This window comes from Pseudomonas sp. LBUM1653 (assembly GCF_059716115.1).
Map to the genome: position 1 here is coordinate 1363112 of NZ_CP166803.1, position 23987 is coordinate 1387098.

The following is a 23987-nucleotide window of genomic DNA, read 5'->3' on the forward strand; positions in this document are numbered from 1 at the left end:
GCGCAGTCCAACGGGGCGGTGCGACGTTTCGCTAAATCCCCTCGCCACGGGCCTCCTCCAATCCTCAGGCATTGGGTTAACCGAGCAAATTCTGCAACGTGCCGAGATGGTCGGCTTCTTCGACCGATTTGTCCTGGCGCCAGCGCAGCATCCGCGGAAACCGCACTGCAATCCCGCTTTTGTGCCGCTTGGACAAGGCAATCCCCTCGAAACCCAGTTCAAACACCAGGCTCGGCTTGACGCTGATCACCGGGCCGAATTTTTCCACCGTGGTTCTACGCACGATGTTGTCGACCTGGCGCATTTGCTCATCGGTCAACCCCGAATAGGCCTTGGCAAACGGCACCAGCGCGCGCTCGCTGGCGTCGGGTGGAGCGTCCCAGACGGCGAAGGTGTAGTCGCTGTAGAGACTGGCCCGGCGGCCATGACCGCGCTGCGCATAAATCAGCACCGCGTCGACACTGAACGGGTCGACTTTCCATTTCCACCAGACCCCCATGTCCTTGGTGCGACCGACGCCGTAGAGCGCGTCCCGAGCCTTGAGCATCATGCCTTCGACCCCGAGCCTGCGCGATGCTTCCCGCTGCCGGGCGAGGTCGAACCAGTCTTCGCCGGTCAGTAAAGGCGAGGCGAGCAGCAGTGGATTATTGCCCTGGGCGATCACCTGCTCCAATTGACTGCGCCGCTGGCTTTGCGGCTGGTTGCGCCAGTCCGCACCCTCCCATTCCAGCAAGTCGTAAGCGAGGATGACCACCGGCACGTCATTGAGAATCTTGCGGGTTAGGTTTTTACGGCCGATCCGCTGCTGCAACAGGGCGAAAGGTTGCACGCAGGGGGAATCCTGGGGCGGATCGAAGGCATCCTCGGTCCCCGATTCCGCGGCTTTCCAGGCGACGATTTCCCCGTCGATCACGGTGCCGTCGGGCAGGCAGTGGATCAGGCTGGCAAATTCAGGAAAGCGATCGGTGACCAACTCTTCACCCCGCGACCAGATCCACAGGCGCCCCTCGCGTTTGACGATCTGCGCGCGGATGCCATCCCACTTCCATTCGACCTGCCACTGGCTGGCGGCACCGAGCAGCGTTTCGAATTGTTCGACTGGTTGTGCCAGGGCATGGGCGAGGAAAAACGGATACGGCTGACCGCCGCGTTGCGCATGCTCGTCGGGGGATTGCGCGGCGATCAACTTCAAGTAGCTGGCCGCACTCGGCCGGTTGGACAGGTCGGTGTAGCCCACCATTCGCTGGGCCACGCGCTTGCTGTCCAGGTCAGCCATGGAGGCCAGGGCCCGGGTCACCAGCAACTTGGAGACACCGACGCGAAAGCTGCCGGTGATCAATTTGATGCACAGCATCAGGCTGGGGCGGTCCAGTTGCGACCAGAGAATGGGCAGTCGTTCGGCGAGCACCTGCGGGGATTCGCCGCGCAAGGGCAGCAGTTTGTCCTCGATCCACACCGCCAGGCCGTCGTTGGAGCGGTAAGGCATTTCCGGCAGCACCAGGGAAATGGTTTCCGCCATATCGCCCACCGCCTGGTAGCTTTCTTCGAACAGCCACGCTGAAAGCCCGGAATACGCCACTGCCAACTCACGCAAGACGCGCACCGGGACCAATTGCCTGGGGCGTCCTCCGGACAGAAAGTACACCGCCCACGCGGCATCTTCCGGTGCCGCCTGAGCAAAATAATGTTGCATTGCCGCCAGCTTGGCGTTGCTCGACGTCGTGGCATCGAGCTCGGCGTACAACTGGGCGAAAGCCTTCATGGCAGCGCCTCGACGCTCTCGGCTTCGGTCGTCGATGCCTCCTCCTCGTCACCGTACTCGGTGCTGAAGCCCTGGGCATCGAGGCCTTGTTCACGCAGGTGGCGCACCAATACCGCGACAGAACCGTGAGTGACCATCACCCGTTCAGCGCCAGTCTGTTCGATGGCCCAGAGCAAACCCGGCCAGTCAGCGTGATCGGACAACACGAATCCGCGATCCACACCGCGTCGCCGACGCGCTCCGCGTAAGCGCATCCAACCGCTGGCGAAGCCGTCGCTGTAGTCACCGAAGCGGTGCATCCAGGTGCTGCCACCGGCGGAAGGTGGAGCAATGACCAGCGCTTTGCGCAGGATCGGATCGCTTTTCTTGAAGTCACCGGCGTAGAGCGTCGGTGGCAGGTCTATGCCGGCCTCACGATAGACACGGTTCAGCGGCTCGACCGCGCCATGCGCCAGGATGGGTCCGAGGCTGGCATCAATGCCGTGGAGAATGCGCTGGGCCTTGCCGAAGGAATAGCAGAACAGCACGCTGGTTTTATCTTGTGCGGCATTGGCCTGCCACCACTGATTGATCTCGGCAAAGACCTGCGCCTGCGGCTGCCAGCGATAGATCGGCAAGCCGAATGTCGACTCGGTGATGAAGGTGTGACAGCGCACGGGCTCGAAAGCGGCGCAGGTGCCATCGGGTTCGATCTTGTAGTCCCCTGACGCCACCCAGACTTCCCCGTCGTATTCCAGGCGCACCTGGGCCGAGCCGAGTACGTGGCCGGCGGGGTGGAAACTCAGGGTGACGCCGTGATGCAACAGCCGCTCGCCATACGCCAGGGTTTGCAGGTTGATGTCCTGGCCCAGTCGCGCGCGCAGAATCCCTTCACCGGGCGCCGCAGCCAGATAATGCTGGTTGCCGGTACGGGCATGGTCGCCATGGGCGTGGGTGATGACCGAACGCTCGACCGGCCGCCACGGGTCGATGTAGAAATCGCCGGCAGGGCAATACAAGCCTTCGGGGCGCGCGATGACAAGGTCCACGTTGCTATCCAGGTGGAGGGGCTTGTTAGCTAGGAGGCTGGCGCGGGGGGAGAAGTTCTATCGGGATTTCCAGACAAACAACCTACTCCTGTAGGAGCAAGCTTGCTCGCGATTGCGGTATTCCAGTCGCCATCAATGGTGGCTGGCATGGCCTCATCGCGAGCAAGCTCGCTCCCACAGGGAATGTGATTACTTTCCAGGTGTCAGGGTCAAGCGCTTGTTTCCGTACACCTTGTCAAAGTTCTGCGGCTGCATCGGCAGGCTCTGGTACTGCCCCTTCAGCCACGGCTCGATACCGTTGAGGTAGTTCGGGCTGGCCGGGTTGCCGGACTGGCCGGTGGCGATCTGGCCCATCAACGGTTCGGGCTGGCCGAAGTCGACGATCAAGCGCATGGCCGGTACCCGCGTCGTGTTGAAGTCCTGGCCCACGGCGTACGCGGCCGTGTTGAGTGTGGTGTGGTCGCCGCCGGCCGGCTGTGGACCGCGCACGATCTGGCCACTGGCGTTCTTCCACTCATAGCGGTGAAGTTTGCCCCACTGCCAGGCGTTATGATCGCCGCCCAACTGACTGTCGCCTGCGGTGAACGCTGCTGCCAGGCTGCGGGCGAGGATCGCCGGTTTGTCTTCTTTCTGTGCGGTGTGCACATCATCCCAGAACGGACTGTCTTCACGCCCCAGCAAGTGATCGGCTTGCGCCGCGTAAGACAAGGTGCCATTGGCGATGAAGGCTTGCCACGCCGGGCTGCCTTGCGGCCCCAATTCATCGAGGAAAATCTGTCGAGTGCTTTCCTGAAGGAACAGCTGGTAGATCGCCGCGTCAGCGGAGGTCGGGCCGAGTTTGCCGTCAAACGCCATCAAGCGGGTCAAGGTCTCGCGTGCCTTGCGACGGTCCGCCACGGGCAACGCTTCGATGGCCTGCTTGAGCGGTTGTGCCATCCCCGGTGCTTCGAACATTTTCTTCAGTTTGGCGGCGAAGGTGGTGGTCTGGTCGTACTGCATGGCGATCAGGCTACGGGTGTCATGTTTGCCCACGCTGGCCAGCTCGGCCAGGCGCTCGCCACGTTCCGGTGCCGACCAGGAGTTGGACAGCTGCATGCCATAGCCATGGGGAATGACCCGCTGGTTGGCGGTGCCGAGCCAGCCCTGGGCCGGGTCCTGATCGTAGGGGTGCAGCATCGGGTCGGCGTAACCATCCCAATCGTAACGCCCCTCCCAGCCAGGCGAGGGCAGCAGGCCTTCGCCTTCGCGGCGGTTCGGATAGCGACCGGTGACCTGCCAGCCAATGTTGCTGGCATCGGCAAACACCAGGTTCAGTGCAATGGCGCGAATCTCGCGGCTGGCGTCCGACGCTTTCTCGACGTTCTGCGCACGGGACAGGTCAAAGAATGCGTCCAGTGTCTTGTCGTCGGTAAAGCTCGGCGTTTGCAAGGCCAGGCCGAAACCGCTGCCCTGGGCCAGGCCCTGGGCACTGTTGAGCAGGGGGCCGTGGCGGGTTTCGAACACGGCTTCGCGAATCGGTCGCTGGCCTTTGACGAAGTAGGTTTCGTTGCGCACGATCGCCGGCTGCCACTTGCCAGCGGTTTCGTAGGACAACCCATTACCCTGACGTTTGATTTTCTCCAGGAACAGGTCCTGGTTATCGCCCATTACGCTGGTCATGCTCCAGGCCACTTTGCCGTTGAACCCGCCCAAAATCATCGGCAACCCGGCGATGGTCACACCAGAAGCCTGATACTTCGGTGCGCGGATCTGCACGTAGCTAAACAGGGACGGCACCCCCATCGGGCCATGACTGTCGCTGGCCAGCAGGCTTTTACCGCTGCGGCTGCGTTGCGGGGCAATGGCCCAGTTGTTCGATGAAGTGGCGCCCAGCAGATTCAGCTCGGACAGCTGGCTGGTGGCCTTGCTGATGTCAGCCAGACCCGGTACCTGCCCGCTGAGTTTGATGCCTTGCAGCTTTTCACTTTCGGCCAGCGGCAGTTTTTCGTCCGGGGCGGAAGGGCTCAGCCACGGCAGTTTGTCGGTGGTGACGGTCTGGGCCAGCACCAGCGAGGCAATTTCCTCGGGCAGGTTGGCTGACTGGCTGAAGTTGAGCAGGCAGAAAATCAGCGCCGAATCTTCCGGCTTCCAGTACTCGGGCTTGTACCCGATGGCGACGAGGTCGGCAGGCAGCTTGTCGCGGTAGCGGAACAGATAGGCGTTGACCCCGCGGGCATAGACTTCGAAGAAGCGCTTGAGCCGCGGGGAAGAGGCCTTGTACAACTCGCTGGCGCTTTTCTTCAGGTTGACCGCGCGCATATAGCGGTCCGCGTCCAGCACGTCCGACCCCTGCATCTCGGCCAATCGCCCTTGGGCGAGCAAACGCAGGGTGACCATCTGGGTGATGCGATCACTGGCGTGCACATAGCCGAGGGCGAAGAGTGCGTCGTGGAAAGTGTTGCTTTCGATCAACGGCATGCCCATGGCATTGCGGCGCACCGAAACATTCTGCGCCAGGCCTTTGAGCGGCTGTACGCCGGAGCTGGGAGGGAGGGTGTCCTGGGCATTGAAGCTCTGACAACCGGTCAGGCTCAAGACACCCGCCACTGCTGCGGCAACGCCGAACCGGGGTAGAAAATGTGAAAGGGCTGGCGAGGCCATGGCAAAGCTCCTGCGGGGTAGAGGCGGCGGCGCGCAATAAAGCCGCTACGTTAGTGAGCAGGAGGGGGCCGCGCAAGCGCGGCGCGGGGTTATTTCAAGAACCGGTCTGATAGCGCCAGCCGTCGAGCCTGTTACTTCTGACAGTAGACAATCAATTGTGCTGAAGAGACGCTGGTTTCCTGCTCACGCTGACTGTGTTCAGCGTTCCTGGCGAACGGAGTCTCTACATGAACAGCAAATGGCTGGTTGCTTTGGTCTCACTCTGCCTCGGTATAGGCGCACTATTTTTTTCGGCGCAACAGGCGACGGTCGAGCGCAGTCCCTACGCGTTGTTTGAACCCGGCATGACGGCTGAGCAAAAAGTCGTGGTGCAACAACAAATCGACCGCCAACTCAGTCGAAAATCGGGAGGCCAGCAAATCAGTCCCTCTCAAGTGGTTTATGACAATGGTGCTGCTGTGCTGACGTATCCGGTTCCCGGCGACGCAGGTCAGTCAGATCGCACCTGTGATTACGGTTACATCTGTCTCTGGACCGCTGTTGATTTTGCAGGCAGGAAATTGTCGTTGCTCAGTACGGCGAAAAGCCGGCCCGTCAATCTGTCCGACTACGATATGAGCGCCCAGGTCTCCTCCTGGCAGCACAACAACAAGACCGGCTCAGTCAAGATCTTCGGAGTGGATGGGCCGGGCGCGAGGGGCAACATGGTGATGAGCAATATCAGGGAGGTGATCCTGGGCAAGGGCTGTTGTCCGTTCAGCATTCCCGAAGATGCCCGCATCGTCGGCACCTGGACGGAGATCAATTCACAGAACCGGCTGACCGAGAATAACGACCGGATCGTGAGTCTCGCGTTCGCGCCCATGTTCATGTTGTTTGCTCAGTAAAAGTGCAGGCTGACGGTCGGACTAGCCTGACGCTCGCTGAACCGATTTTGTCCTCAATACTGGCCGACTAGTGGCCTTGCAAGCCGCAGGCCCATGTCTATCCTGAGGCGCAGGGCGGGGAAAATCGAACCAGGCTGCCAGAGTGCGCATCCCAAGGCACCAACACACTTGCAGGAAGTCGCTGGAAATGGAGTTCGCTTATGAGCACGTTAGGGCTGGCCCAATCCCGGGCTATCAAGAGAAGGATGTCTTGATGAGAGTGGCGCGATAAGGACCCCTCCGATCGAACATCATTTATCACCTGATTGGTTCCTTCTTTTTGGAGGAACGCGTGTGCCTGTTCTGTTGAACGTAGTGGTGGATTTTGAAAGATCAGCAACTTTCATAAACGCGCATAGGTGATACGACCATGTTTAACCTGCATCACAAGGCTGACCTGCTGGAAATCGAACGTTTCAGCTGCGCGCTGACCGAGGCCAACGCCAAGCTGGCCGCTGTCAGTCGGTCAATGGCGATGATTGAATTCACCCCCGATGGCATCGTCCTCGAGGCCAATGAGAATTTTTGCAACGCCATGGGTTACAGCGCCGACGAAGTGCGCGGCAAACATCATCGGATATTCTGCGAAGAGGCGTTTTACCGCAGTGAGGAGTACGCCAAATTGTGGCGTGATCTGGCCCGCGGCGAACCGATCAGCGGAACTTTTCTGCGCTTGAACAAGAGCGGCAAGGAGATCTGGCTCGAAGCCAGCTACATGCCGGTGCTTGGTCCGGACCGGCAGGTGCGCAGCGTGATCAAGGTGGCCACCGACATTTCCGCCCGGGTTCACCAGGAACACGAAAACGAAAGCAGGCTCGCCGCCCTTGGCCGCTCCATGGCCGTGATCGAGTTCACCCCCGAAGGCCGAGTGATCACGGCAAACGAAAACTTCCTGAAAACCACGCAGTACTCGCTCAATGAAATCGTCGGTCAGCATCACAGCCTGTTCTGTCATCGCGCCGAAGCGGAATCCCAAGGCTACAGGAATTTCTGGGCCTCGCTGAATCGCGGCGAATATCACTCCCATCGTTTCGAGCGCAGGAACAAACAGGGTCAGACGATATTCCTGGAAGCCTCCTACAACCCGTTGTTCGACGCCAAGGGCCGCCTGTACAAGGTGGTCAAGTTTGCCAGCGACATCACCCAACAGATGACCACCCTGCAAACCGCTGCGGATTCGGCCCACAGCACCTCGGTGCAAAACGACGCCTGCGCGCGCAAGGGCTCCGAGGTGGTGCAGCAGACGGTGCAGATCATCCAGGACATCTCCAGGGACTTGAACCAGGCGGCGCTGAGCATTGATGCGGTGAGCAAACAGTCCGACATCATCGGCACTATCGTCCAGACCATTCGCGGGATTGCCGATCAGACCAACTTGCTGGCGCTCAACGCCGCCATCGAAGCGGCCCGCGCCGGCGAGCATGGGCGAGGGTTTGCCGTGGTGGCCGATGAGGTGCGCAGCCTTGCCGCACGCACCAGCCAGGCGACCCTGGAGATTGTCGATGTGGTGCGCAAGAACCACGACCTGTCACTGAGTGCGGTGTCGAGCATGCAGTCGAGCCTCAGTCGAACCGGGCTGGGCGTGGAACTGGCGAACGAGGCGGGGGAGGTGATCCTGGAGATCCAGCAGGGATCGCGACATGTGGTGGACGCGATCAGCCAGTTCAACTCGACCTTGCAGTTGAACTGATTACCCACCTGATTTCGGATGTACGTATCCCTTGTAGGAGCCAGGCTTGCCGGCGAAGGCGTCATTGAACATTGCGTTAGTCTTTCGGACGCCTTCGCCGGCAAGCCTGGCTCCTACAATAGTGGGTTAGTGTTTTCACCATTGCGTTGGTCTTTCTCGGCAGCAGCCATCTGCGCCTTGTCCAGCAGGCGCTGGGCTATCTCTTCGCCGATGACCTGTTGTTTCTCCGGCGGCATTTGATCGATCTCCTCCTGGGTCAACCCCATCTCCTGCAGGATCGCATCGCGCATGCGCTGTTCCGGGGTCTTGCTCATGTAGTCCTTGAATTCGGCCGTCGCCGAGCCATCGCCGATCCTGTCGTTGACCTCGTCAGGCAGTGGCGCGGAGGTCGCTTGCAGGCCTACGCGGGTCTTGGCGAATGCTTCATCGACGTTGTCGCTGATCCGGGTGGCTTCGCTCACCTGTTGCGTGGCCAGTTGCGTGGCGGATTCCTCGACCTGCGTGCTGGTTTGCGCAGTTTGCGCCTGCACGTTGTTTTGCAGGGCCTGCGTCATGACGCTTTGCAGGCCGGCGGCGGCTTCGGCGGTCGGATCTTCACCGGGGCGTTTGGGAAGCGGTGTTGCCAGGTTTAATTTTGCACTGACCAACATGATAGGCAGACCTTGTAGGTATTGGCGGTGCAGTGCATTCAGCAAATAGTATGCCTATAGGTTAAATGCCAACTAAATCAATTGGTTAGATTATTTTAACCGAGCAGGCAGGGTGGGGTTGCGGTCAGGCCTTGCCGCCGGGCGGCAGTGCTCGACCGCTATCGGAAGTCGCTCAAGGCAGGCCGTTACAGCAGTGTTTGAGAAAGCCCGGGTGTTGCGCCAGGCGTTTGAAATACTCGTCGACGGCCGAATAATCGGGGCGCTCCATGGGCGTCATCAGCCAGCGGTTGACCGAGAGGCCGATGACAATGTCGGCCACGGTGAATTTTGCCCCGGCGACATACGCCTTGGTGGCCGCGAGCTGATGTTCGAGGATGGCCATTTTCTGGTTCCAGCCGCGCACGCCGACGTCGATGCGATGTGCATCCTGGAATTCCGGATCCTTGCGCACCAGCGCCATGAACGCATAACTCCAGGACGAATTGAGATCGGTGGCTTGCCAATCCATCCACTGTTCCACCCGGGCGCGCGCAGCCGGTTCGCTGGGCAGCAGCTCCGTGTGGTGATGCTGGTGCTTGGCGCTCAGGTAGCGGCAGATGGTGTTGGATTCCCACAGCGCACCGGCCTCATCGATGATCACCGGTACCTGTGCGTTGGGGTTGTACCGGAGAAACTCAGGGCTGTGGGTCGAGGCAAATCCGCTGCCCCAATCCTCGCGTTCGTAGGAAAGACCCAGCTCCTCGCAGGTCCACAGGACCTTTCTGACGTTGATCGACGAGGCTTTTCCCAGAATCTTCAGTGTGTGTTCCATGGAACGACTCCAACGAGAGTGGCGTATAGGCAAGTGTAGGAGCTGCCGCAGGCTGCGATCTTTTGATCTTGATTTTAACGACGAAGATCAAAAGATCGCAGCCTGCGGCAGCTCCTACAGGAAACAGGTATCACGAGGTTTCTGCAGCCTACGGTTTCTTGCGCCATTGCCTACAACTACGCCAGAATCCGCCGGCTTGTGCGCCTGGAGTCCGGACCCTATCGTTGCGTGTCGCTGCCAATTCAGCGATCGGGTCTAGCAGCCTGGATACTTTAGACGCATAGCGTCCACCACTCATGAACAGGTGTTTTTTATGCCTGCCAGTTCATGTTATGGCGGCTGTGTGTGGGAAGGCCTTCGGGTCTACCGGGTTCTAGAGTCCTGGTCTGCTAGCCCGCATACAGCTGCCACCTTATTTTCGTCTAGCAGCGAATCGTGGCAGCTCCATCACTCTAGGAGCATTGCCATGTTCAAACCCACGCCCAACCCCCCACGCAAACCCAGCCCGATGTTCTCCGTCTCTGCAGACATCAACAACGAAACCCTGCTGGCCCACGCCTGCGAATCACTGGCCTCGGCGAGTGTCATGACCAATGACTTTGCGGCTTTTCTGGAAGGTAGCCAGCGCAACACGGCACTGGCGATTGCCCAGATCATCATGCTGGCCGAACTTTCGGTGAATCGGGTGCTGGACAACCTCGACCCGCAGCAATAGTACGCAGCTGTGGTGAGGGAGGATGCTCCTTCACCACTATGGACAATGAACTACGGAGATTCGATTCTCGTCGAACTAATCAGGTCTTCGACGCCGCTTCGCTGGGCAGCAGCTCCGTTAGCGAATTTGCGCTTCAGGAAATCTAACAGTGTGTCGGCCACAGCAAGCGCTCAGCGGGTTAAGAAACACAATCAAGACTAGTTGAAATCCCAAGGCATGGGCGTTGCACCGCTTGAGGGTACGGAGTGCAAGACCTGGGAATTTTTCGCGTCATTCGCCGTACGATGACAGATCGGTCCAGATTGGAGTAGAGCAGGCGCTGGGAATCTCCAGGTTGAGCATGGGTTGCCGGAGGATCCAGCCCTGAAGCTGTTGGTCGATGAATATCGGGGTGGGTTCGATGCACTCGCCTTGGGGCACAACCTTGACTTGATCCACCGAAACAAACAGCGGACCAGGCAGATCGAACAAGGTCTGGGACCGGCTTCCCAGGCCTGTGTCCTTTCTGGCGTAACATTGATTTCTGCGTCCGGTGAGGTCAGTGGTCAAGACGCCTACTTCTTCAAGACTTGAATGCCAAACATCCATCACGACGGCGGGGCCCTGGCTTTTCGGGTGAGCGGCCAGACAGTTTTTTATCGCCGGCATGAAGCGTGGATCGGTCAGAAAGTGAGTCCAGTCATTGGGCTCCGACGCTTGCGCCTGAGTTGCCTGTCCGAGCGAGAGCGTCAGCAGGGTGGTCATGAAGATCGTCTTGCGCATAGGAATGTCAGCTGGGAATAGAGTTTGCGGATTCTGCATCCTCCATTCGTGAAGCGCAGGATAAAAGATGTTTCGAAATACAGATAAGGGGCCGGAGTGCCTCGCAGGAACGGTCCTCAGGAGGCATCCGGTTTCTCGGCGTTATCCTTTCGCAGGCGGTGAGGTGCCGGTCTCAAGTACTCTCGCGCACCATCAACTCAAACCCCATGTCCTGCACCGGTTTGGCCACGGTATTACCGGCCATCAGCGTCAGCATCTGCTCCGCCGCGCGACGGCCGATGGCTTCGCGTGGGGTGTTGATGCTGCTGAGGCGCGGGACCATGTGTTCCGACATCGGCAAATCGTTGAAACCCAGAATCGCCACCTGCTCGGGGATCTTGATCGCGCAACGCATGGCTTCGAGCAAGGCGCCCTGGGCCAGGTCGTCGTTGCCGAAAAAGATCGCATCGACATCCGGGTGACTGGCCAGCAGTTGCAGAAACAGTTCGCCGCCCAGGCCGACGGACGAGGAGCGCGGGGTCAGCACTTCCAGGTCCGGGTCATACAGTCCGGCCTTTTTCAGAGCTTCGCGGAAACCTTCACCGCGCAGCAAGGTGCGTTGATCCAGCTGCGCGCCGATGTAGGCCAGGCGTTTACGCCCGCGAGACAGCAAATGCTCGGCCGCCGTTTCACCGGCCGCCAGTTGCGAGAAACCGACGCAATTGAGCCCGGCAGCACTGTCCAGTTCCATCATGTACACGCACGGGATGTTGCTGGCTTCGATCATTCGCCGCGAACTTTCGGTGCGGTCGAAACCCGTGAGCAGCAAGCCCCGGGGCTGATAGGCCATGTAGTTGCGCAGCAGATTTTCTTCTTCGTCGCGCGAGTAATGGAAGTTGCCGATCAGCACTTCGAAGCCCTTGGGGCGCAACACTTGGTGAATGGCTTCCAGAGTGTCGATGAACAGCAGGTTGGATAAAGACGGCACCAACACCACCACCGAATGGCTCTGCGCCGAGGCCAGGGCACGGGCGGCGGGGTTGACCACGTAGTTGAGATCCAGCGCGGCTTTCTGGACTTTTTCCACCAGTTCGGTGGCCACCGTGCTGACCCCGCGCAGGGCGCGGGAGGCGGTGATCGGACTGACACCGGCCAGGCGTGCCACTTCGTTCAGGGTGGGGCGGCCAGTGGTGCGCGTATTTTTATCGTTTTTAGTTGGAGTCATCGACGGCTTGCCAAACAAAATTCAAGGCACTAAGGTAGCGCTGTCTCGATGCAGCTGCAAATGCGTGAGCGGGGGTTCGCCTGATCCTCGCTTTTTGGCGTCGGGAACACACATGCTGCAACCCACAAAATGACAAGAAAGGCGTCGGCAACTTCTGCTTTTGATCGAGTGTCATAGCTTGCAAAGGTAGCGCTGTCTGCGCGCTGAGGTGTTACATGAATCATCCCATCACCGCCCTGGTCATCATGGGCGTTGCCGGTTGCGGCAAGACGTGCGTCAGCGAAGCCCTGTGCCAACTGAGCGGCGCCACTGCCATTGAAGGCGACTCTTTCCACCCTGCCGCCAATATCGAAAAGATGAGCGCGGGGATCCCCCTGAACGATGAAGACCGTGCCGGCTGGCTCGACAGCCTGTGCGATGAACTGCGCCGTATCGATGCCCAGGGCCAGCGCCCGGTGCTGACCTGTTCGGCCCTCAAGCTCATATACCGCGAACGTCTGCGCAGTGCCTTGCCGGGCCTGGGCTTTGTGTTCCTGGAACTGACCCCGGAAGTCGCCGCCGACCGTGTCTCCCATCGGCCAGGCCACTTCATGCCGTCGACCCTGATCGACAGCCAGTTCGCCACCCTCGAATCCCCTGTGGGCGAGCCGTTGACCCTGGCGCTGGATGCTTCGACCCATAGTGTCGAGCAACTGGCGGCGCAGGCTCATGCCTGGTGGCAGGCGAACGGCCTGAAGCAGGCGGTATGACTGTGTTTGCAAAGACAGCGCTGTCCTTACGGCTTCTGATTAACCCGCTTTAATAACAACAACAACCAGGAGACACCCCTAATGTTTGGCATGTCCCACGAGACGTTCCTGCTGCTCGACGCAGTGGTCACGGTGATCGGGCTTATCGTCCTGATCACCAAGTTCAAGCTCCACCCCTTCCTTGCCCTGATCATTGCCGCCGCCTTCCTCGGGCTGACCTCCGGCATGCCGATCGGCACCATCATCAAGGCGTTCCAGGACGGCTTCGGTGGCGTGCTCGGTTTCGTCGGCATCATCCTGGCGCTGGGGACCATGCTCGGCAAAATGATGGCCGAGTCGGGTGGGGCGGATCAAATTGCCCAAACGCTGATTCGTGCGTTCGGTAAAGACAAGGTGCAGTGGGCGATGATGTTCGCCGCGTTCCTGGTCGGCATCCCGCTGTTCTTCGAAATCGGCTTCGTGCTGCTGATTCCGCTGGTGTTCATCGTCGCCCGCCGCACCGGCGTGTCGATCATCAAGATCGGTATCCCGCTGCTGGCCGGCCTCTCCGCGGTACACGGCCTGGTGCCGCCGCACCCGGGGCCGTTGCTGGCCATCGGCGTGTTCGGTGCCGACATTGGTAAAACCATTCTGTACGGCCTGATTGTTGCGCTGCCGACGGCGATCATTGCCGGCCCGATCTACGGTACCTTCATTGCCAAGTACATTCCCGGTCATCCGAACCAGGAACTGGTGGATCAACTGGCGCGCGAATCGGATACGGCCGAACTGCCGAGCTTCGGCATCACTCTGGTTACCGTGCTGCTGCCGGTGTTCCTGATGCTGCTCAAGACTTTTGCCGACGTCGTGCTGCCGGATGGCAACATCTTCCGCTCCTTCATGGACCTGATCGGTCACCCGATTTCGGCGTTGCTGCTGGCATTGCTACTGTCGCTGTATACCTTCGGCTACAAGCAGGGCATCGGTTCCAGCCAGATGATGAAATGGCTGGATGCGAGCCTCGCACCGACCGCCGCGATCATCCTGATCATCGGTGCCGGTGGTGGCTTCAAGCAGATGCTGGTGACCAGCGGTGTGGGTGACGTGATCGGCCACATGGCGGTCAATGCACAAATCTCGCCGATCCTGCTGGCCTGGCTGGTGGCGGCGGTGATCCGCATCGCGACCGGTTCGGCAACCGTGGCAACCATTACTGGCGCGGGCATCGTGGTGCCGGTGGTGGGGATGATTCCAGGTGTGAACCGTGAACTGCTGGTGCTGGCGACCGGTGCCGGTTCGCTGATCCTGTCCCACGTGAATGACGCCGGTTTCTGGCTGGTCAAGCAGTACTTCAACATGACCGTGGCGGAGACGTTCAAGACCTGGACCGCGATGGAGACCATTCTGTCGGTGGTGGGGTTGGGCTTTATTCTGTTGTTGTCGATGTTCGTTTAAGCGTTTCGCCAGACACAAAAAAACCGCAGCGATGCGGTTTTTTTGTGGGTGGTCGATTTCACAGGTGAACATAAAACAATGTGGGAGCGAGCTTGCTCGCGATAGCGTCGCATCAGTCAACGTTAATGGCGACTGAAATACCGCCATCGCGAGCAAGCTCGCTCCCACAGGTTTTTATGTCAGGCGTTGGTTTTCGGGGCTAGCCCATCCGCCCGGAACATCCCGCGAATCCCGCGTACGGCCTGACGAATCCGGTCCTGGTTTTCGATCAGCGCGAAGCGCACGTGATCATCCCCATACTCACCAAACCCGACACCCGGCGAGACGCAGACCTTGGCCTCGGCCAGCAGTTTCTTGGCGAACTCCAGCGAGCCCAGATGCGCGTAGGCGTCGGGAATCTTGGCCCAGACGTACATCGACGCCTTCGGGTTTTCCACCATCCAGCCCAGTTCATGCAAGCCTTTGACCAGCACGTTACGGCGCTGCCGATACTGTTCGGCGATGTCTTTCACGCATTGCTGATCGCCTTCGAGCGCCGCAATGGCCGCCACTTGCAGCGGGGTGAAGGTGCCGTAGTCGTGGTAGCTCTTGATCCGCGCCAGGGCGTTGACCAGTTCCGGGTTACCGACCATGAAACCGATGCGCCAGCCCGCCATGTTGTAGCTCTTGGACAGGGTGAAGAATTCGACGGCGATGTCCTTGGCGCCCGGCACCTGCATGATCGACGGGGCTTTCCAGCCGTCGTAGACGATGTCGGCGTAGGCCAGGTCATGCACCACCAGCACATCGTACTGCTTGGCGAGGGCGATCACTCGTTCGAAGAAGTCCAGTTCCACGCACTGGGCGGTGGGGTTGGACGGGAAGCCGAGGATCATCATCTTCGGTTTCGGGATCGAACCGCGAATGGCCCGTTCCAGTTCAGCGAAGAAATCCACGCCCGGCACCAGCGGCACCGAACGCACCTGGGCGCCGGCAATCACGGCACCGTAGATGTGGATCGGGTAGCTCGGGTTGGGCACCAGCACGGTGTCGCCCTGGTCGAGTGTGGCCAGCATCAAGTGCGCCAGGCCTTCCTTGGAACCGATGGTGACAATGGCTTCGCTTTCCGGGTCGATGTCGACCTCGTAGCGTTCCTTGTACCAGTTGGAAATCGCCCGGCGCAGGCGCGGAATGCCCTTGGACGTCGAGTAGCCGTGGGTGTCTTCGCGCTGGGCGACGGTGACCAGTTTTTCGACAATGTGAGGCGGCGTGGCGCCGTCGGGGTTGCCCATGCTCAAGTCGATGATGTCTTCGCCACGACGACGGGCGGCCATCTTCAGCTCGGCAGTGATGTTGAAAACGTAAGGGGGGAGTCGATCGATGCGCGCAAAGCGGCGCGGCGAACCTTGTTCGGCCATTGTTGCCTCGGATAACGTAAGCGCCCGGAACCGTCCGAGCGACGCTGGTCACTGCGGTGACCTGTGGCGGAATGTACGATCAGCTATGGCAGACTGTCCAGCCTCAACGTAAACAAATTTTTCCGAAGGAAAGGGTTAGATGGAATTTACCAGTGGCTTTTTGTTGAGCCTTTCGCTTTGCCTCGACATCGGCGTGGCCAATATCGCGATGATCACCCTGGCGATGCAGCGCGGCTATTTTCAAGGCTTCGCGCTGGGCCTGGGTACCTGCGTCGGCGACCTGATCTACGCCGTGCTGGCGCTGGCCGGGATGACCGTGTTGCTGCAGTACGAAACCGTGCGCTGGGTGCTCTGGATTGGCGGTTCGGCACTGCTGGTGTACTTCGCGGCGAAGATGATTTATTCGGCGATCCACCATGAGGCGCTGTTGGCCGAGACCGCCGAGGTCGGCCACAACTCCCATCGCAAGGAATTTTTCCGTGGGATTTTTCTCGCCATGTCGTCGCCCAGCGCGATTCTCTGGTTCGCCGCAGTAGGCGGCACGCTGATCGCCCGTTCCGGTGGCGGCGGTGCGCTGAGCTCGGCATTGTTCCTGGGTGGATTTCTCTGCGCCGGGTTGCTGTGGTCCGCAGGCCTGTGCTTCGCGGCAAGCCACGGTGGCAAGTTGCTCGGCGACAAACTGCTGCGCTATTCCTACCTGGCATCGGCGGCGATCTTCTGCTATTTCGCGGTGTACGTGATCCTTTCTGGGTACAACGAGTTTGTCGGCGCAGGCGCTGCAGAGCAGTTGCACGCGCTGTAATTTGGCGAATCGGGTTTGGCTTCTATACTCCCAGCCGAACCCACTTTTAAGCTCCAGGAGTCGAGCCATGGATGAACAAACACGCGTCGAAGTGACGGAACCCCGCTTCGAACATGGACACTTCCTGCTGATTGCAGGGCTTGGCGGACAATTTACCCAGCAAACGGTAAAAGGCATTCCCGATCTCTGGGAAAAATTCAGTCCCCACATCGGCAAGATTCCGGGGCAAAAAGGCGAAGTGACCTACGGCGTCTGCTGCAATTTCGACGGCAAGGGCGGCTTCGATTACATCGCCGGCGTCGAGATCAGCAAGCTCGATGATTTGCCGGAAACTTACCGCTGGGTCGAGGTCCAGCCTCAGCAGTATGTGGTGTTCGAACACAAAGGCCCCCTGGAGTCCTTGCCGCAGACCTTCCAGTACATCCATGGCACGTGGCTGCCGCAGTCCGGGCGCGAGCTATTGAACGCCCCGGAATTCGAACGCTACAGCGAAGACTTCAACCCCAGGCTCAATACCGGCAAGCTGGAACTCTGGCTGCCGCTCAAGGGCTGACAAGTGCCTCGGGAGGCGGATCAGCCGATTCGTCTCTCGATGTCGCGCCGAGGCTGATTTATCATTCCCAGCCTTTCCTTCGTCGATTCCGAGCTGCCATGAACACCGTCATCCGCCACGTCACGCCTGCTGATCTGGACCGCTGCTACGCCATCGAAACGGTTGCCTATGAAGGCGACGAAGCCGCGACCCGCGAGAAAATCGCTACCCGCATCGCCACCTGGCCCGAGGGTTTCATCGTCGCTGAAGTGGATGGCGTGGTCGCCGGGTTCATCAATTCCGGCGCGGCGTTCCAGGTGGAAATGTCCGACGAGGCGTTCAAGGAACTGATCGGCCACGACCCGGCTGGCCCGCACGTGGTGATCATGTCGGTGGTCGTGCACCCGGATTATCAGGGGCATGGCCTGGCGAAGCGCTTGATGGGCGAGTTCATCGAGCGCATGCGCGCGATGGGCAAGGTCAGCATCAACCTGATGTGCAAGGAACGGCATATTCCGTTGTACGCAGGCTTTGGCTTTGCCTACATCAAGCCATCGGCGTCCGACCATGGCGGGATGGCGTGGCATGAGATGGTGCTCAATCTCTGATCCCGACGCAGATCCCCCCCGGTGGGAGCGAGCCTTTGTGGTGAGGGGATTTATCCCCGTTCGGCTGCGAAGCAGTCGTAAATCCCGTGGATGCGTTCTGTCTGACGCACCGCGATAAAAAAGTTTGGGGCCGCTTCGCAACCCAACGGGGATAAATCCCCTCACCACAAAAGCTCGCTTCCACAGCGGCTTCGGGCTACCTTAGAACATCAGGCCCATCCGCCGCTCATAGCCGATCCGCCCCTTGTACGCCTCGCCGCTGTCGACGAAACCATACTTGGCATACAACGCAATGGCGGCGTCGTTGTCGGCATCCACCGACAATTCCAGCCCCCTGATCTCCGGCCAGGCTAAACGCGCGGCCTCGGGCAGCGCTTGCAGGCAAGCCTTGCCATAACCTTTGCCCTGAGCGCGCTGATCGACTTGCAACGCATGCAGCGTGGCGCTGTGTTCGTCGGCCCAGGCGGGCAATACCGGGGGGCGTTTCAGCAGCAGAAAGGCCACGGGCACCGCTTCGACCAGCAGGGCAAATCCCTTGACGCCGGGGCCTGGCCTGGATAGCAGGGTGTGCAACGCACCGTGAATGTCGCCGGAAAACCTGATTTGTTCCGGATGCACTTCGATGGCCTCGACCTGCTGGCGCTGCAGCGCGTTCAGGTTTTCGTAAGGCACGAGTAGGGCTGTCACTGGAGTGTCCTTTTTCCAACAGAAATGAGCCTCGGATTCTAGCGAGTTTGCGTGCATGGATTATTTTTATTTCGGCTGTCGATCTGGTGGATCGCCAGTCGACTAAGGGTGTCTTCACAACAACAATCACGGAGAACCACCATGAGCGATACCAACGAAATCCAGACCCTGATCGCCACCTATCGTGAGGCGGTCATCTCGAAGGACGTCGAGAAAATCATGGCCCTGTATGCCGACGACATCGTCTCCTACGATGCCGTCAAGGCCCTGCAGTTTCGCGGCAAGGCCGCCTACCGCGCGCATTGGCTGGAATGCATGGAAATGTGCCAGGGCCAGCACACGTTCGACTTCGACCACATGAACATCGTGGCCGATGAGCACATCGCCTTCGCCCACTGGCTGGCCCATTGCGGCGGCACCAACGAGAAGGGCGAAACCCAGGCCTGCTGGATGCGCGTGACCGCTTGCTATCGGCGCGAGGCAGGGCAATGGCGCATTGTCCACGAACACTGGTCGGCCCCGTTCGACATGATGAGCGGCACGACCTTGTTCAACCTGGAACCCTGATCGTCGGTTCGCGGCGCAAAACCGCCAATCTGCAGCCATAGTTGATCCGTTCAATCAGGAGAGTGCGATGAAGTATTTATGCCTGGTCTACAGCGAAGAGCACTTGCTGCATTCGCTGCCGGAGAGCCCCAAGGACGAGGAGTGCATGGCTTATGCCGAGGCGATCCAGGGCAGCGGCCGGATGGTCGCCGCCGAGGCGCTGGAGTCGGTACAGACCGCCACCACGGTGCGCATGCGCAACGGCAAGATGTCGATCACCGACGGCCCGTTCGCCGAAACCAAGGAGCAGTTGGCCGGCTTCTACCTGATCGATGCCAAGGACCTCAACGAAGCCCTCCAGGTCGCCGGGAACATCCCGGCGGCGCGGGTCGGCAGTGTCGAAGTGCGCCCCGTTCGGCAGTTGAATCCTTAAGATGCCGGGACTGTCGGTACAGGCCAGGGTCGAGCAGGTTTATCGCCAGGAGTCACGACGCATTCTGGCGACCCTGATTCGCCTGCTCGGCGATTTCGACCTGGCCGAAGAGGCGTTGCACGAAGCGTTTTTCGTGGCGGTGGAACGCTGGCAGCAGGACGGCGTACCGGACAATCCGCGCACCTGGCTGGTCTCCACAGGGCGTTTCAAGGCCATCGATGTGCTGCGCCGACGCGCACGTTTTGCTGCGTCCCGACCGCTGTTGGTCGCGCAGCTGGAGGCGTTGGAACAGGCCGACTGGAGTGACGAAGACGTGGAAGACGATCGCCTGCGCCTGATCTTCACCTGTTGTCACCCGGCACTGGCGCCTGACGCCCAGGTGCCGTTGACGCTGCGCGAAGTCTGCGACCTGACCACGGAAGAAATCGCCCGGGCCTTTCTCTCGGCACCGGCTACCATCGCCCAGCGCATCGTGCGCGCCAAGGCGAAAATCCGTGACGCGAAAATCCCTTATCAGGTGCCGTCCCTTGCGGAACTGCCCGAGCGCCTCGACAGCGTGCTGCGGGTGATTTACCTGGTGTTCAACGAAGGCTATTCGGCGTCCGTCGGCGCGCAAGTGACCCGCGAAGACTTGACCCGTGAAGCGATTCGCCTGGGGCGTTTGGTGCTGGAGTTGCTGCCGGAACCGGAGGTAATGGGCTTGTTGGCACTGATGTTGTTGCACGAGTCGCGACGGCTGGCCAGGACCTGCGCGGACGGCGACTTGATTTTGCTGGACGACCAGGACCGCACGTTGTGGGACGCGCAGATGATCGCCGAAGGCTGTGGGCTGGTCGAGCGGGCATTGGGTACTCGACGATTCGGTCCGTATTGCCTGCAAGCGGCGATTGCGGCGGTGCACGCTGAAGCGCCGTCGATCGAGGAAACTGACTGGGTGCAGATCGTTGGGCTGTATGAGGTGTTGCTGCGGGCGTGGCCGTCGCCGGTGATCGAATTGAACCGGGCGGCGGCGATCTCCAGGCGCGATGGCCCGTTGGCAGGGCTGACGCTGGTCGAGGCGATTCTGGCGCGTGGTGAGCTGCTCGATTACCACCTGGCGCATTCGGCGCGGGGGGAGTTCTGTCGGCAGTTGGGAAGGGTGGAGCAGGCGCGGGCGGCCTATGAGCGGGCGCTGGAGTTGACGCAGCAAGAGCCGGAGCGGCGGTTTATTGAAGCTCGACTGCGGTCGTTGGAGTGATGTGATTTTCGCTGGCCTCATCGTCGGAACGCCGCCCGGAGCAAGCTCGCTCCCACAGTGGTTTGTGGTGCACGCCATTCTCTGTGGGAGCGAGCCTGCTCGCGAAGAGGCCAGTAGCGACACCCCTATTCCAGCATCTTGCCGAGCAACCAGCTACCCGCCGGCCCGGGCGGATGCAAGCGTGACCACAAGGCATCCACCGACACCGTTTTCGGCCAGCCGCGCACCTCCAGTTCCTGCAACGACCCTGCGCCGAAACGCCCTACCAGCCAGCGTGGCAGCGGTGCCCAACCGAATCCGCCCTGAGCCATTTCCAGCAGCATCAGGTAGCTCGGTGCCGACCAGACCCGTCCCTTGGCGCGGCTTTCGTAGGGATTGACGATGGTCGCCAGGCGCAGTTCGCGATGCTGTTGCAGCGTGTCCTGGTCGATGTTTTTCTGGTTGGCCAGCGGATGCTCGCGGGACACAAACAGGGCGAATTCCGTGCGCTCCTCCACGGTCGAGCTGACCAGGTCCGGTGGATAGCTGTCCTGCATTTCGGCGAAGGCGACGTGGGCCCGGCCGCTTTGCACCAGTGCCACCAGGTCTGCGCATTCGGCAATCAGGCATTCGAGCTCCAGGTCTGGATAACGCGGCTCGAATGCACTGAGCGCCGCTTCGAAGCGGTCGGACTGGTAAGTGTCGGAAATCGCCACGGTCAGCTTCGCTTCGACGCCTTGGGACAGTTGGCTGGCGGTCATTTCCAGGCGGCTGGTGGCGGCCAGGATCTCTTCGGCCCGTTGCAGCATGACGTGCCCGGCGGGGGTCAGGCTGGGCTTGCGGCTGCTGCGGTCGAACAGGGTCAGGTTCAGATCGATTTCCAGGCTCGCTACGGCAGCACTGATGGTCGACTGACTGCGGCCCAGCTTGCGCGCCGCCGCGGAAAACGAGCCTTGGGTCGCTGCCTGGACAAACGCCTGCAACACTTCCTGGGACGCCATGAACTATCGCCTTGATCGATGGTTATTGGTTATGAAGTATCGGTCTGAAGTTGGATCATGGCAATCATCGTCACTCAAGGAGTCAGGCCATGAGCGCCAATAAATCCATTACCGAACGTATTTTCCAGGCCATCGGTTTCGAACTGCTGGCCATCCTGATCTGTACGCCGTTGCTGGCCTGGATCATGGACAAACCGATGTTGGAAATGGGCGCTGTCACGGTTGTCATTGCCGTATTGGCCCTGGCCTGGAACGTGGTCTTCAACGGCCTGTTCGACCGCGTGCTCAAGTGTTTCGCCATTGCGCACAACGCCTGGGTCCGCGTGGTGCACGCGCTGTTGTTCGAAGGCGGACTGGTCGCCCTCGGCGTACCTTTGATTGCGTGGTGGCTGAATGTCAGTCTGTGGCAAGCGTTCCTGCTGGATATCGGCGTGCTGCTGTTTTTCCTGCCGTACACCTACGTTTATCACTGGGGGTATGACGTGGTGCGCGAGCGGTTGGTCATTCGCGCCACGTCCAACGCTTAACCCCGTAGGAGCCAGGCTTGCCGGCGAACCGGACGCTGCGGTGTATCTGCCGCACCGCATTACCGTTCTTCGCGGGCAAGCCTCGCTCCTACAAAGCGACGGCGGCGGCACATCCAGCATTGCGGTGTCAGACAGTCCGTCATCGCGGGCAAGCCTTGCGGTGTTTCAGAACAGTTGGGTGAACAGCCAGTACAAACTGCCCGACAACACAATCGCCGCCGGCAAGGTCAGCACCCAGGCCATCAGCAGGTTGCGGATGGTCTTCATCTGCAAGCCGCCACCATTGGCAACCATGGTCCCGGCCACCCCTGAAGACAGCACGTGGGTGGTCGAGACCGGCAAGCCAAACATGTCGGCGGCACCGATGGTCAGCATGGCCACGGTTTCCGCCGAGGCGCCTTGCGCGTAAGTCAGGTGGGTCTTGCCGATTTTCTCGCCCACGGTCACCACGATGCGCTTCCAGCCGACCATGGTGCCCAGGCCCAGCGCTATCGCTACGGCGATCTTCACCCACAACGGGATGAAGCGCGTGGCGTTGTCGATCTGTTGCTTGAACAGCTGCAGTTTGCTGGAGGTGTCGGCGTCGAAGTTACCGACCTTGTTCTTGTCCATCAGGCGAATGGTTTCGCTGGTCAGGTACATGTCGTTGCGCACGTTGCCCATGGCCTCGGCCGGGACTTTGGACAGCGAACCATAACCCTTCACTTCGTTGCCGATGTTGCCGGCCAGTGCCGCGAGGGCGGGAATCAGTTGCGGCGTGACTTCCTTGCTGCGTACGTAATCGGACAGGATCGGTCGCGGATCGGCCGGTGCCGGCAACGGCGCACTCTTGACCAGCGCTTGTTGGGTCACTTCGGCCACCGCGGCAAACTGCAACGCCTGATCCGCGGGCATGGTGCGGTTCAGTGCATAGGCCATCGGCAAGGTCCCGACCAGAATCAGCATGATCAGCCCCATGCCTTTCTGGCCGTCATTGGAGCCGTGGGCGAAGGACACGCCGGTGCAGGTCAGGATCAACATGCCGCGAATCCACCACGGCGGCGGGGTGTTGCCCTTGGGCTCCTTGTACAGCGCGCGATTCTTGACGAAGGCACGCAGGGCCAACAGCAGCAGCGCAGCGCAGCCGAAACCGACCAGTGGTGAGAGCAGCAAGGCGTAGCCGACCTTGGTCGCCTGCGCCCAGTCCACGCCGCTGGTGCCGTCACGCCCATGCATCAGGGCATTGGCCACGCCGACACCGATGATCGAGCCGATCAGGGTGTGCGACGACGATGCCGGCAAGCCCAGCCACCAGGTGCCAAGGTTCCACAGGATCGCGGCGATCAGCAGGGCGAAGATCATGGCGAATCCGGCGGAGGAGCCGACTTGCAGAATCAGCTCTACAGGCAACAAGGCAATGATGCCGAACGCCACCGCGCCACTGGACAGCAGTACCCCGAGGAAGTTGAAGAACCCGGACCAGACCACCGCGAAATTCGGTGGCAGCGAGTGCGTATAGATCACCGTGGCGACGGCGTTGGCGGTGTCGTGGAAACCGTTGACGAACTCGAAGCCCAAGGCAATCAGCAAGGCCACGCCCAGCAGCAGGAATGGCGTCCAGGTGGTCACCACCGTGCCGAGTTCGTTCATGTCGTGCATCAGGCTGTAGGCGGTGAACAGCAGCCCGATACTCAGCACTGCAAAAAACATAACCAGGGTGAGCACACCGGGTTTTTTATCGAATTGCGGTTTGGCGCTACTGGCGGGCGCCGGGGCGGCGGTAAAGGAGGGGGTAGCCATGCCGGACATTCCTGAGGAGGGAAGGAGTGTCGCCCATGATCGTTGCAAAATGTTACAGGGAGACTGCCCTGGATCAGGGTTTGGTTTT

General features: G+C 60.4%; 22 protein-coding genes and 2 pseudogenes. 13 read left to right on the forward strand and 11 right to left on the reverse strand.

The annotated features are described in order from the left end of the window. Positions 1 to 76 precede the first annotated feature (76 nt). The 3 genes from ACA054_RS06115 to ACA054_RS06125 all read right to left on the reverse strand — a co-directional run bounded on the left by ACA054_RS06115 (position 77) and on the right by ACA054_RS06125 (position 5430). Positions 77 to 1762, reverse strand: coding sequence for an ATP-dependent DNA ligase (locus tag ACA054_RS06115; RefSeq protein ID WP_497688604.1), 1686 nt, complete (start codon positions 1760 to 1762; stop codon positions 77 to 79). Further along, the gene (locus ACA054_RS06120) at positions 1759 to 2790 is read right to left on the reverse strand and encodes a ligase-associated DNA damage response exonuclease (RefSeq protein ID WP_497688605.1); all 1032 of its coding nucleotides are present in this window, start codon (positions 2788 to 2790) and stop codon (positions 1759 to 1761) included. Before ACA054_RS06120 ends, ACA054_RS06115 begins: the two co-directional genes overlap by 4 nt. Before the next feature lie 189 nt (positions 2791 to 2979). Then, the gene (locus ACA054_RS06125; RefSeq protein ID WP_497688606.1) at positions 2980 to 5430 is read right to left on the reverse strand and encodes a penicillin acylase family protein; all 2451 of its coding nucleotides are present in this window, start codon (positions 5428 to 5430) and stop codon (positions 2980 to 2982) included. Positions 5431 to 5657: 227 nt separating this feature from the next. Here ACA054_RS06125 and ACA054_RS06130 point away from each other — a divergent pair, with 227 nt between their 5' ends. The 3 genes and pseudogenes from ACA054_RS06130 to ACA054_RS06140 all read left to right on the forward strand — a co-directional run. Next, positions 5658 to 6317, forward strand: a complete 660-nt coding sequence (locus ACA054_RS06130) for a peptidase inhibitor family I36 protein (RefSeq protein ID WP_497688607.1) — start codon at positions 5658 to 5660, stop codon at positions 6315 to 6317. A gap of 514 nt (positions 6318 to 6831) precedes the next feature. Continuing rightward, positions 6832 to 7500 (forward strand): annotated as a pseudogene (locus tag ACA054_RS06135) (PAS domain-containing protein); the annotation flags it as partial. A gap of 129 nt (positions 7501 to 7629) precedes the next feature. Continuing rightward, positions 7630 to 8046 (forward strand): annotated as a pseudogene (locus ACA054_RS06140) (methyl-accepting chemotaxis protein); the annotation flags it as partial. Positions 8047 to 8159: 113 nt separating this feature from the next. Here ACA054_RS06140 and ACA054_RS06145 read toward each other — a convergent pair. Together ACA054_RS06145 and ACA054_RS06150 are read right to left on the reverse strand one after the other, a co-directional pair. Beyond that, positions 8160 to 8696, reverse strand: coding sequence for a hypothetical protein (locus tag ACA054_RS06145; RefSeq protein WP_497688608.1), 537 nt, complete (start codon positions 8694 to 8696; stop codon positions 8160 to 8162). A 172-nt stretch (positions 8697 to 8868) separates the two neighbouring features. Beyond that, on the reverse strand, positions 8869 to 9507 hold the full coding sequence (locus ACA054_RS06150; RefSeq protein WP_497688609.1) for a glutathione S-transferase family protein: 639 nt from the start codon (positions 9505 to 9507) through the stop codon (positions 8869 to 8871). Between the two features lie 466 nt (positions 9508 to 9973). Here ACA054_RS06150 and ACA054_RS06155 point away from each other — a divergent pair, with 466 nt between their 5' ends. Continuing rightward, entirely contained in the window at positions 9974 to 10222 is a 249-nt protein-coding gene (locus ACA054_RS06155; protein WP_497688610.1) for a DUF6124 family protein, read from the forward strand. 270 nt (positions 10223 to 10492) lie between these two features. On the opposite strand, the gene ACA054_RS06160 is transcribed toward ACA054_RS06155, so the two are convergent. Both ACA054_RS06160 and gntR read right to left on the reverse strand, forming a co-directional pair. Next, on the reverse strand, positions 10493 to 10966 hold the full coding sequence (locus ACA054_RS06160; RefSeq protein WP_497688611.1) for a hypothetical protein: 474 nt from the start codon (positions 10964 to 10966) through the stop codon (positions 10493 to 10495). Between the two features lie 190 nt (positions 10967 to 11156). After that, complete coding sequence (gene gntR, locus ACA054_RS06165) at positions 11157 to 12188, reverse strand: HTH-type transcriptional regulator GntR (protein ID WP_497688612.1); 1032 nt, start codon at positions 12186 to 12188, stop codon at positions 11157 to 11159. 215 nt (positions 12189 to 12403) lie between these two features. Between gntR and ACA054_RS06170 the strand changes: the two genes are divergently transcribed. Both ACA054_RS06170 and ACA054_RS06175 read left to right on the forward strand, forming a co-directional pair. Further along, the gene (locus ACA054_RS06170) at positions 12404 to 12937 is read left to right on the forward strand and encodes a gluconokinase (RefSeq protein ID WP_497688613.1); all 534 of its coding nucleotides are present in this window, start codon (positions 12404 to 12406) and stop codon (positions 12935 to 12937) included. An 81-nt stretch (positions 12938 to 13018) separates the two neighbouring features. Beyond that, the gene (locus ACA054_RS06175; protein ID WP_497688614.1) at positions 13019 to 14371 is read left to right on the forward strand and encodes a GntP family permease; all 1353 of its coding nucleotides are present in this window, start codon (positions 13019 to 13021) and stop codon (positions 14369 to 14371) included. 179 nt (positions 14372 to 14550) lie between these two features. Here ACA054_RS06175 and alaC read toward each other — a convergent pair whose 3' ends face one another. Beyond that, on the reverse strand, positions 14551 to 15768 hold the full coding sequence (gene alaC, locus ACA054_RS06180) for an alanine transaminase (protein ID WP_497688615.1): 1218 nt from the start codon (positions 15766 to 15768) through the stop codon (positions 14551 to 14553). Positions 15769 to 15907: 139 nt separating this feature from the next. Here alaC and ACA054_RS06185 point away from each other — a divergent pair, with 139 nt between their 5' ends. The 3 genes from ACA054_RS06185 (at position 15908) to ACA054_RS06195 (ending at position 17710) form a co-directional block, all read left to right on the forward strand. Continuing rightward, positions 15908 to 16570 carry a LysE family translocator gene (locus tag ACA054_RS06185; protein ID WP_497688616.1) on the forward strand — a complete coding sequence of 221 codons (663 nt, stop codon included), beginning with the start codon at positions 15908 to 15910 and terminating at the stop codon, positions 16568 to 16570. Positions 16571 to 16637: 67 nt separating this feature from the next. Then, positions 16638 to 17123 (forward strand): GyrI-like domain-containing protein, encoded by a 486-nt coding sequence (locus tag ACA054_RS06190; protein ID WP_497688617.1) that lies wholly within the window; start codon positions 16638 to 16640, stop codon positions 17121 to 17123. 98 nt (positions 17124 to 17221) lie between these two features. After that, positions 17222 to 17710 carry a GNAT family N-acetyltransferase gene (locus ACA054_RS06195; protein WP_497688618.1) on the forward strand — a complete coding sequence of 163 codons (489 nt, stop codon included), beginning with the start codon at positions 17222 to 17224 and terminating at the stop codon, positions 17708 to 17710. Positions 17711 to 17911: 201 nt separating this feature from the next. On the opposite strand, the gene ACA054_RS06200 is transcribed toward ACA054_RS06195, so the two are convergent. Continuing rightward, the gene (locus ACA054_RS06200; RefSeq protein ID WP_497688619.1) at positions 17912 to 18397 is read right to left on the reverse strand and encodes a GNAT family N-acetyltransferase; all 486 of its coding nucleotides are present in this window, start codon (positions 18395 to 18397) and stop codon (positions 17912 to 17914) included. A 141-nt stretch (positions 18398 to 18538) separates the two neighbouring features. On the opposite strand from ACA054_RS06200, the gene ACA054_RS06205 reads away from it, so the two are divergent. From ACA054_RS06205 to ACA054_RS06215, 3 genes are all read left to right on the forward strand, one after another. Next, positions 18539 to 18964, forward strand: coding sequence for a YybH family protein (locus ACA054_RS06205; RefSeq protein ID WP_497688620.1), 426 nt, complete (start codon positions 18539 to 18541; stop codon positions 18962 to 18964). Between the two features lie 67 nt (positions 18965 to 19031). Continuing rightward, on the forward strand, positions 19032 to 19376 hold the full coding sequence (locus ACA054_RS06210; protein ID WP_008060756.1) for a YciI family protein: 345 nt from the start codon (positions 19032 to 19034) through the stop codon (positions 19374 to 19376). 1 nt (position 19377) lies between these two features. After that, complete coding sequence (locus ACA054_RS06215) at positions 19378 to 20613, forward strand: RNA polymerase sigma factor (RefSeq protein ID WP_497688621.1); 1236 nt, start codon at positions 19378 to 19380, stop codon at positions 20611 to 20613. A 125-nt stretch (positions 20614 to 20738) separates the two neighbouring features. Here ACA054_RS06215 and ACA054_RS06220 read toward each other — a convergent pair whose 3' ends face one another. After that, positions 20739 to 21593: a LysR family transcriptional regulator gene (locus tag ACA054_RS06220; protein WP_497688622.1), complete on the reverse strand. Its 855-nt coding sequence runs from the start codon at positions 21591 to 21593 to the stop codon at positions 20739 to 20741. Positions 21594 to 21682: 89 nt separating this feature from the next. Between ACA054_RS06220 and ACA054_RS06225 the strand changes: the two genes are divergently transcribed. Next, on the forward strand, positions 21683 to 22120 hold the full coding sequence (locus ACA054_RS06225) for a multidrug/biocide efflux PACE transporter (RefSeq protein WP_497688623.1): 438 nt from the start codon (positions 21683 to 21685) through the stop codon (positions 22118 to 22120). Between the two features lie 165 nt (positions 22121 to 22285). Here ACA054_RS06225 and ACA054_RS06230 read toward each other — a convergent pair whose 3' ends face one another. Beyond that, positions 22286 to 23899 carry an inorganic phosphate transporter gene (locus tag ACA054_RS06230; RefSeq protein WP_497688624.1) on the reverse strand — a complete coding sequence of 538 codons (1614 nt, stop codon included), beginning with the start codon at positions 23897 to 23899 and terminating at the stop codon, positions 22286 to 22288. Positions 23900 to 23987: the final 88 nt, after the last annotated feature.

Bases quoted from the DNA above. Each gene is read 5' to 3' on its own strand.
- alaC (WP_497688615.1), bottom strand. From the start codon at position 15,768: ATGGCCGAACAAGGTTCGCCGCGCCGCTTTGCGCGCATCGATCGACTC.
- ACA054_RS06125 (WP_497688606.1), bottom strand. From the start codon at position 5,430: ATGGCCTCGCCAGCCCTTTCACATTTTCTACCCCGGTTCGGCGTTGCC.
- ACA054_RS06170 (WP_497688613.1), top strand. From the start codon at position 12,404: ATGAATCATCCCATCACCGCCCTGGTCATCATGGGCGTTGCCGGTTGC.
- ACA054_RS06155 (WP_497688610.1), top strand. From the start codon at position 9,974: ATGTTCAAACCCACGCCCAACCCCCCACGCAAACCCAGCCCGATGTTC.
- ACA054_RS06210 (WP_008060756.1), top strand. From the start codon at position 19,032: ATGAAGTATTTATGCCTGGTCTACAGCGAAGAGCACTTGCTGCATTCG.
- ACA054_RS06145 (WP_497688608.1), bottom strand. From the start codon at position 8,696: ATGTTGGTCAGTGCAAAATTAAACCTGGCAACACCGCTTCCCAAACGC.
- ACA054_RS06230 (WP_497688624.1), bottom strand. From the start codon at position 23,899: ATGGCTACCCCCTCCTTTACCGCCGCCCCGGCGCCCGCCAGTAGCGCC.
- ACA054_RS06115 (WP_497688604.1), bottom strand. From the start codon at position 1,762: ATGAAGGCTTTCGCCCAGTTGTACGCCGAGCTCGATGCCACGACGTCG.
- ACA054_RS06220 (WP_497688622.1), bottom strand. From the start codon at position 21,593: ATGGCGTCCCAGGAAGTGTTGCAGGCGTTTGTCCAGGCAGCGACCCAA.
- ACA054_RS06185 (WP_497688616.1), top strand. From the start codon at position 15,908: ATGGAATTTACCAGTGGCTTTTTGTTGAGCCTTTCGCTTTGCCTCGAC.
- ACA054_RS06215 (WP_497688621.1), top strand. From the start codon at position 19,378: ATGCCGGGACTGTCGGTACAGGCCAGGGTCGAGCAGGTTTATCGCCAG.
- ACA054_RS06160 (WP_497688611.1), bottom strand. From the start codon at position 10,966: ATGACCACCCTGCTGACGCTCTCGCTCGGACAGGCAACTCAGGCGCAA.
- ACA054_RS06195 (WP_497688618.1), top strand. From the start codon at position 17,222: ATGAACACCGTCATCCGCCACGTCACGCCTGCTGATCTGGACCGCTGC.
- ACA054_RS06130 (WP_497688607.1), top strand. From the start codon at position 5,658: ATGAACAGCAAATGGCTGGTTGCTTTGGTCTCACTCTGCCTCGGTATA.
- ACA054_RS06225 (WP_497688623.1), top strand. From the start codon at position 21,683: ATGAGCGCCAATAAATCCATTACCGAACGTATTTTCCAGGCCATCGGT.
- ACA054_RS06205 (WP_497688620.1), top strand. From the start codon at position 18,539: ATGAGCGATACCAACGAAATCCAGACCCTGATCGCCACCTATCGTGAG.
- ACA054_RS06175 (WP_497688614.1), top strand. From the start codon at position 13,019: ATGTTTGGCATGTCCCACGAGACGTTCCTGCTGCTCGACGCAGTGGTC.
- ACA054_RS06190 (WP_497688617.1), top strand. From the start codon at position 16,638: ATGGATGAACAAACACGCGTCGAAGTGACGGAACCCCGCTTCGAACAT.
- gntR (WP_497688612.1), bottom strand. From the start codon at position 12,188: ATGACTCCAACTAAAAACGATAAAAATACGCGCACCACTGGCCGCCCC.
- ACA054_RS06150 (WP_497688609.1), bottom strand. From the start codon at position 9,507: ATGGAACACACACTGAAGATTCTGGGAAAAGCCTCGTCGATCAACGTC.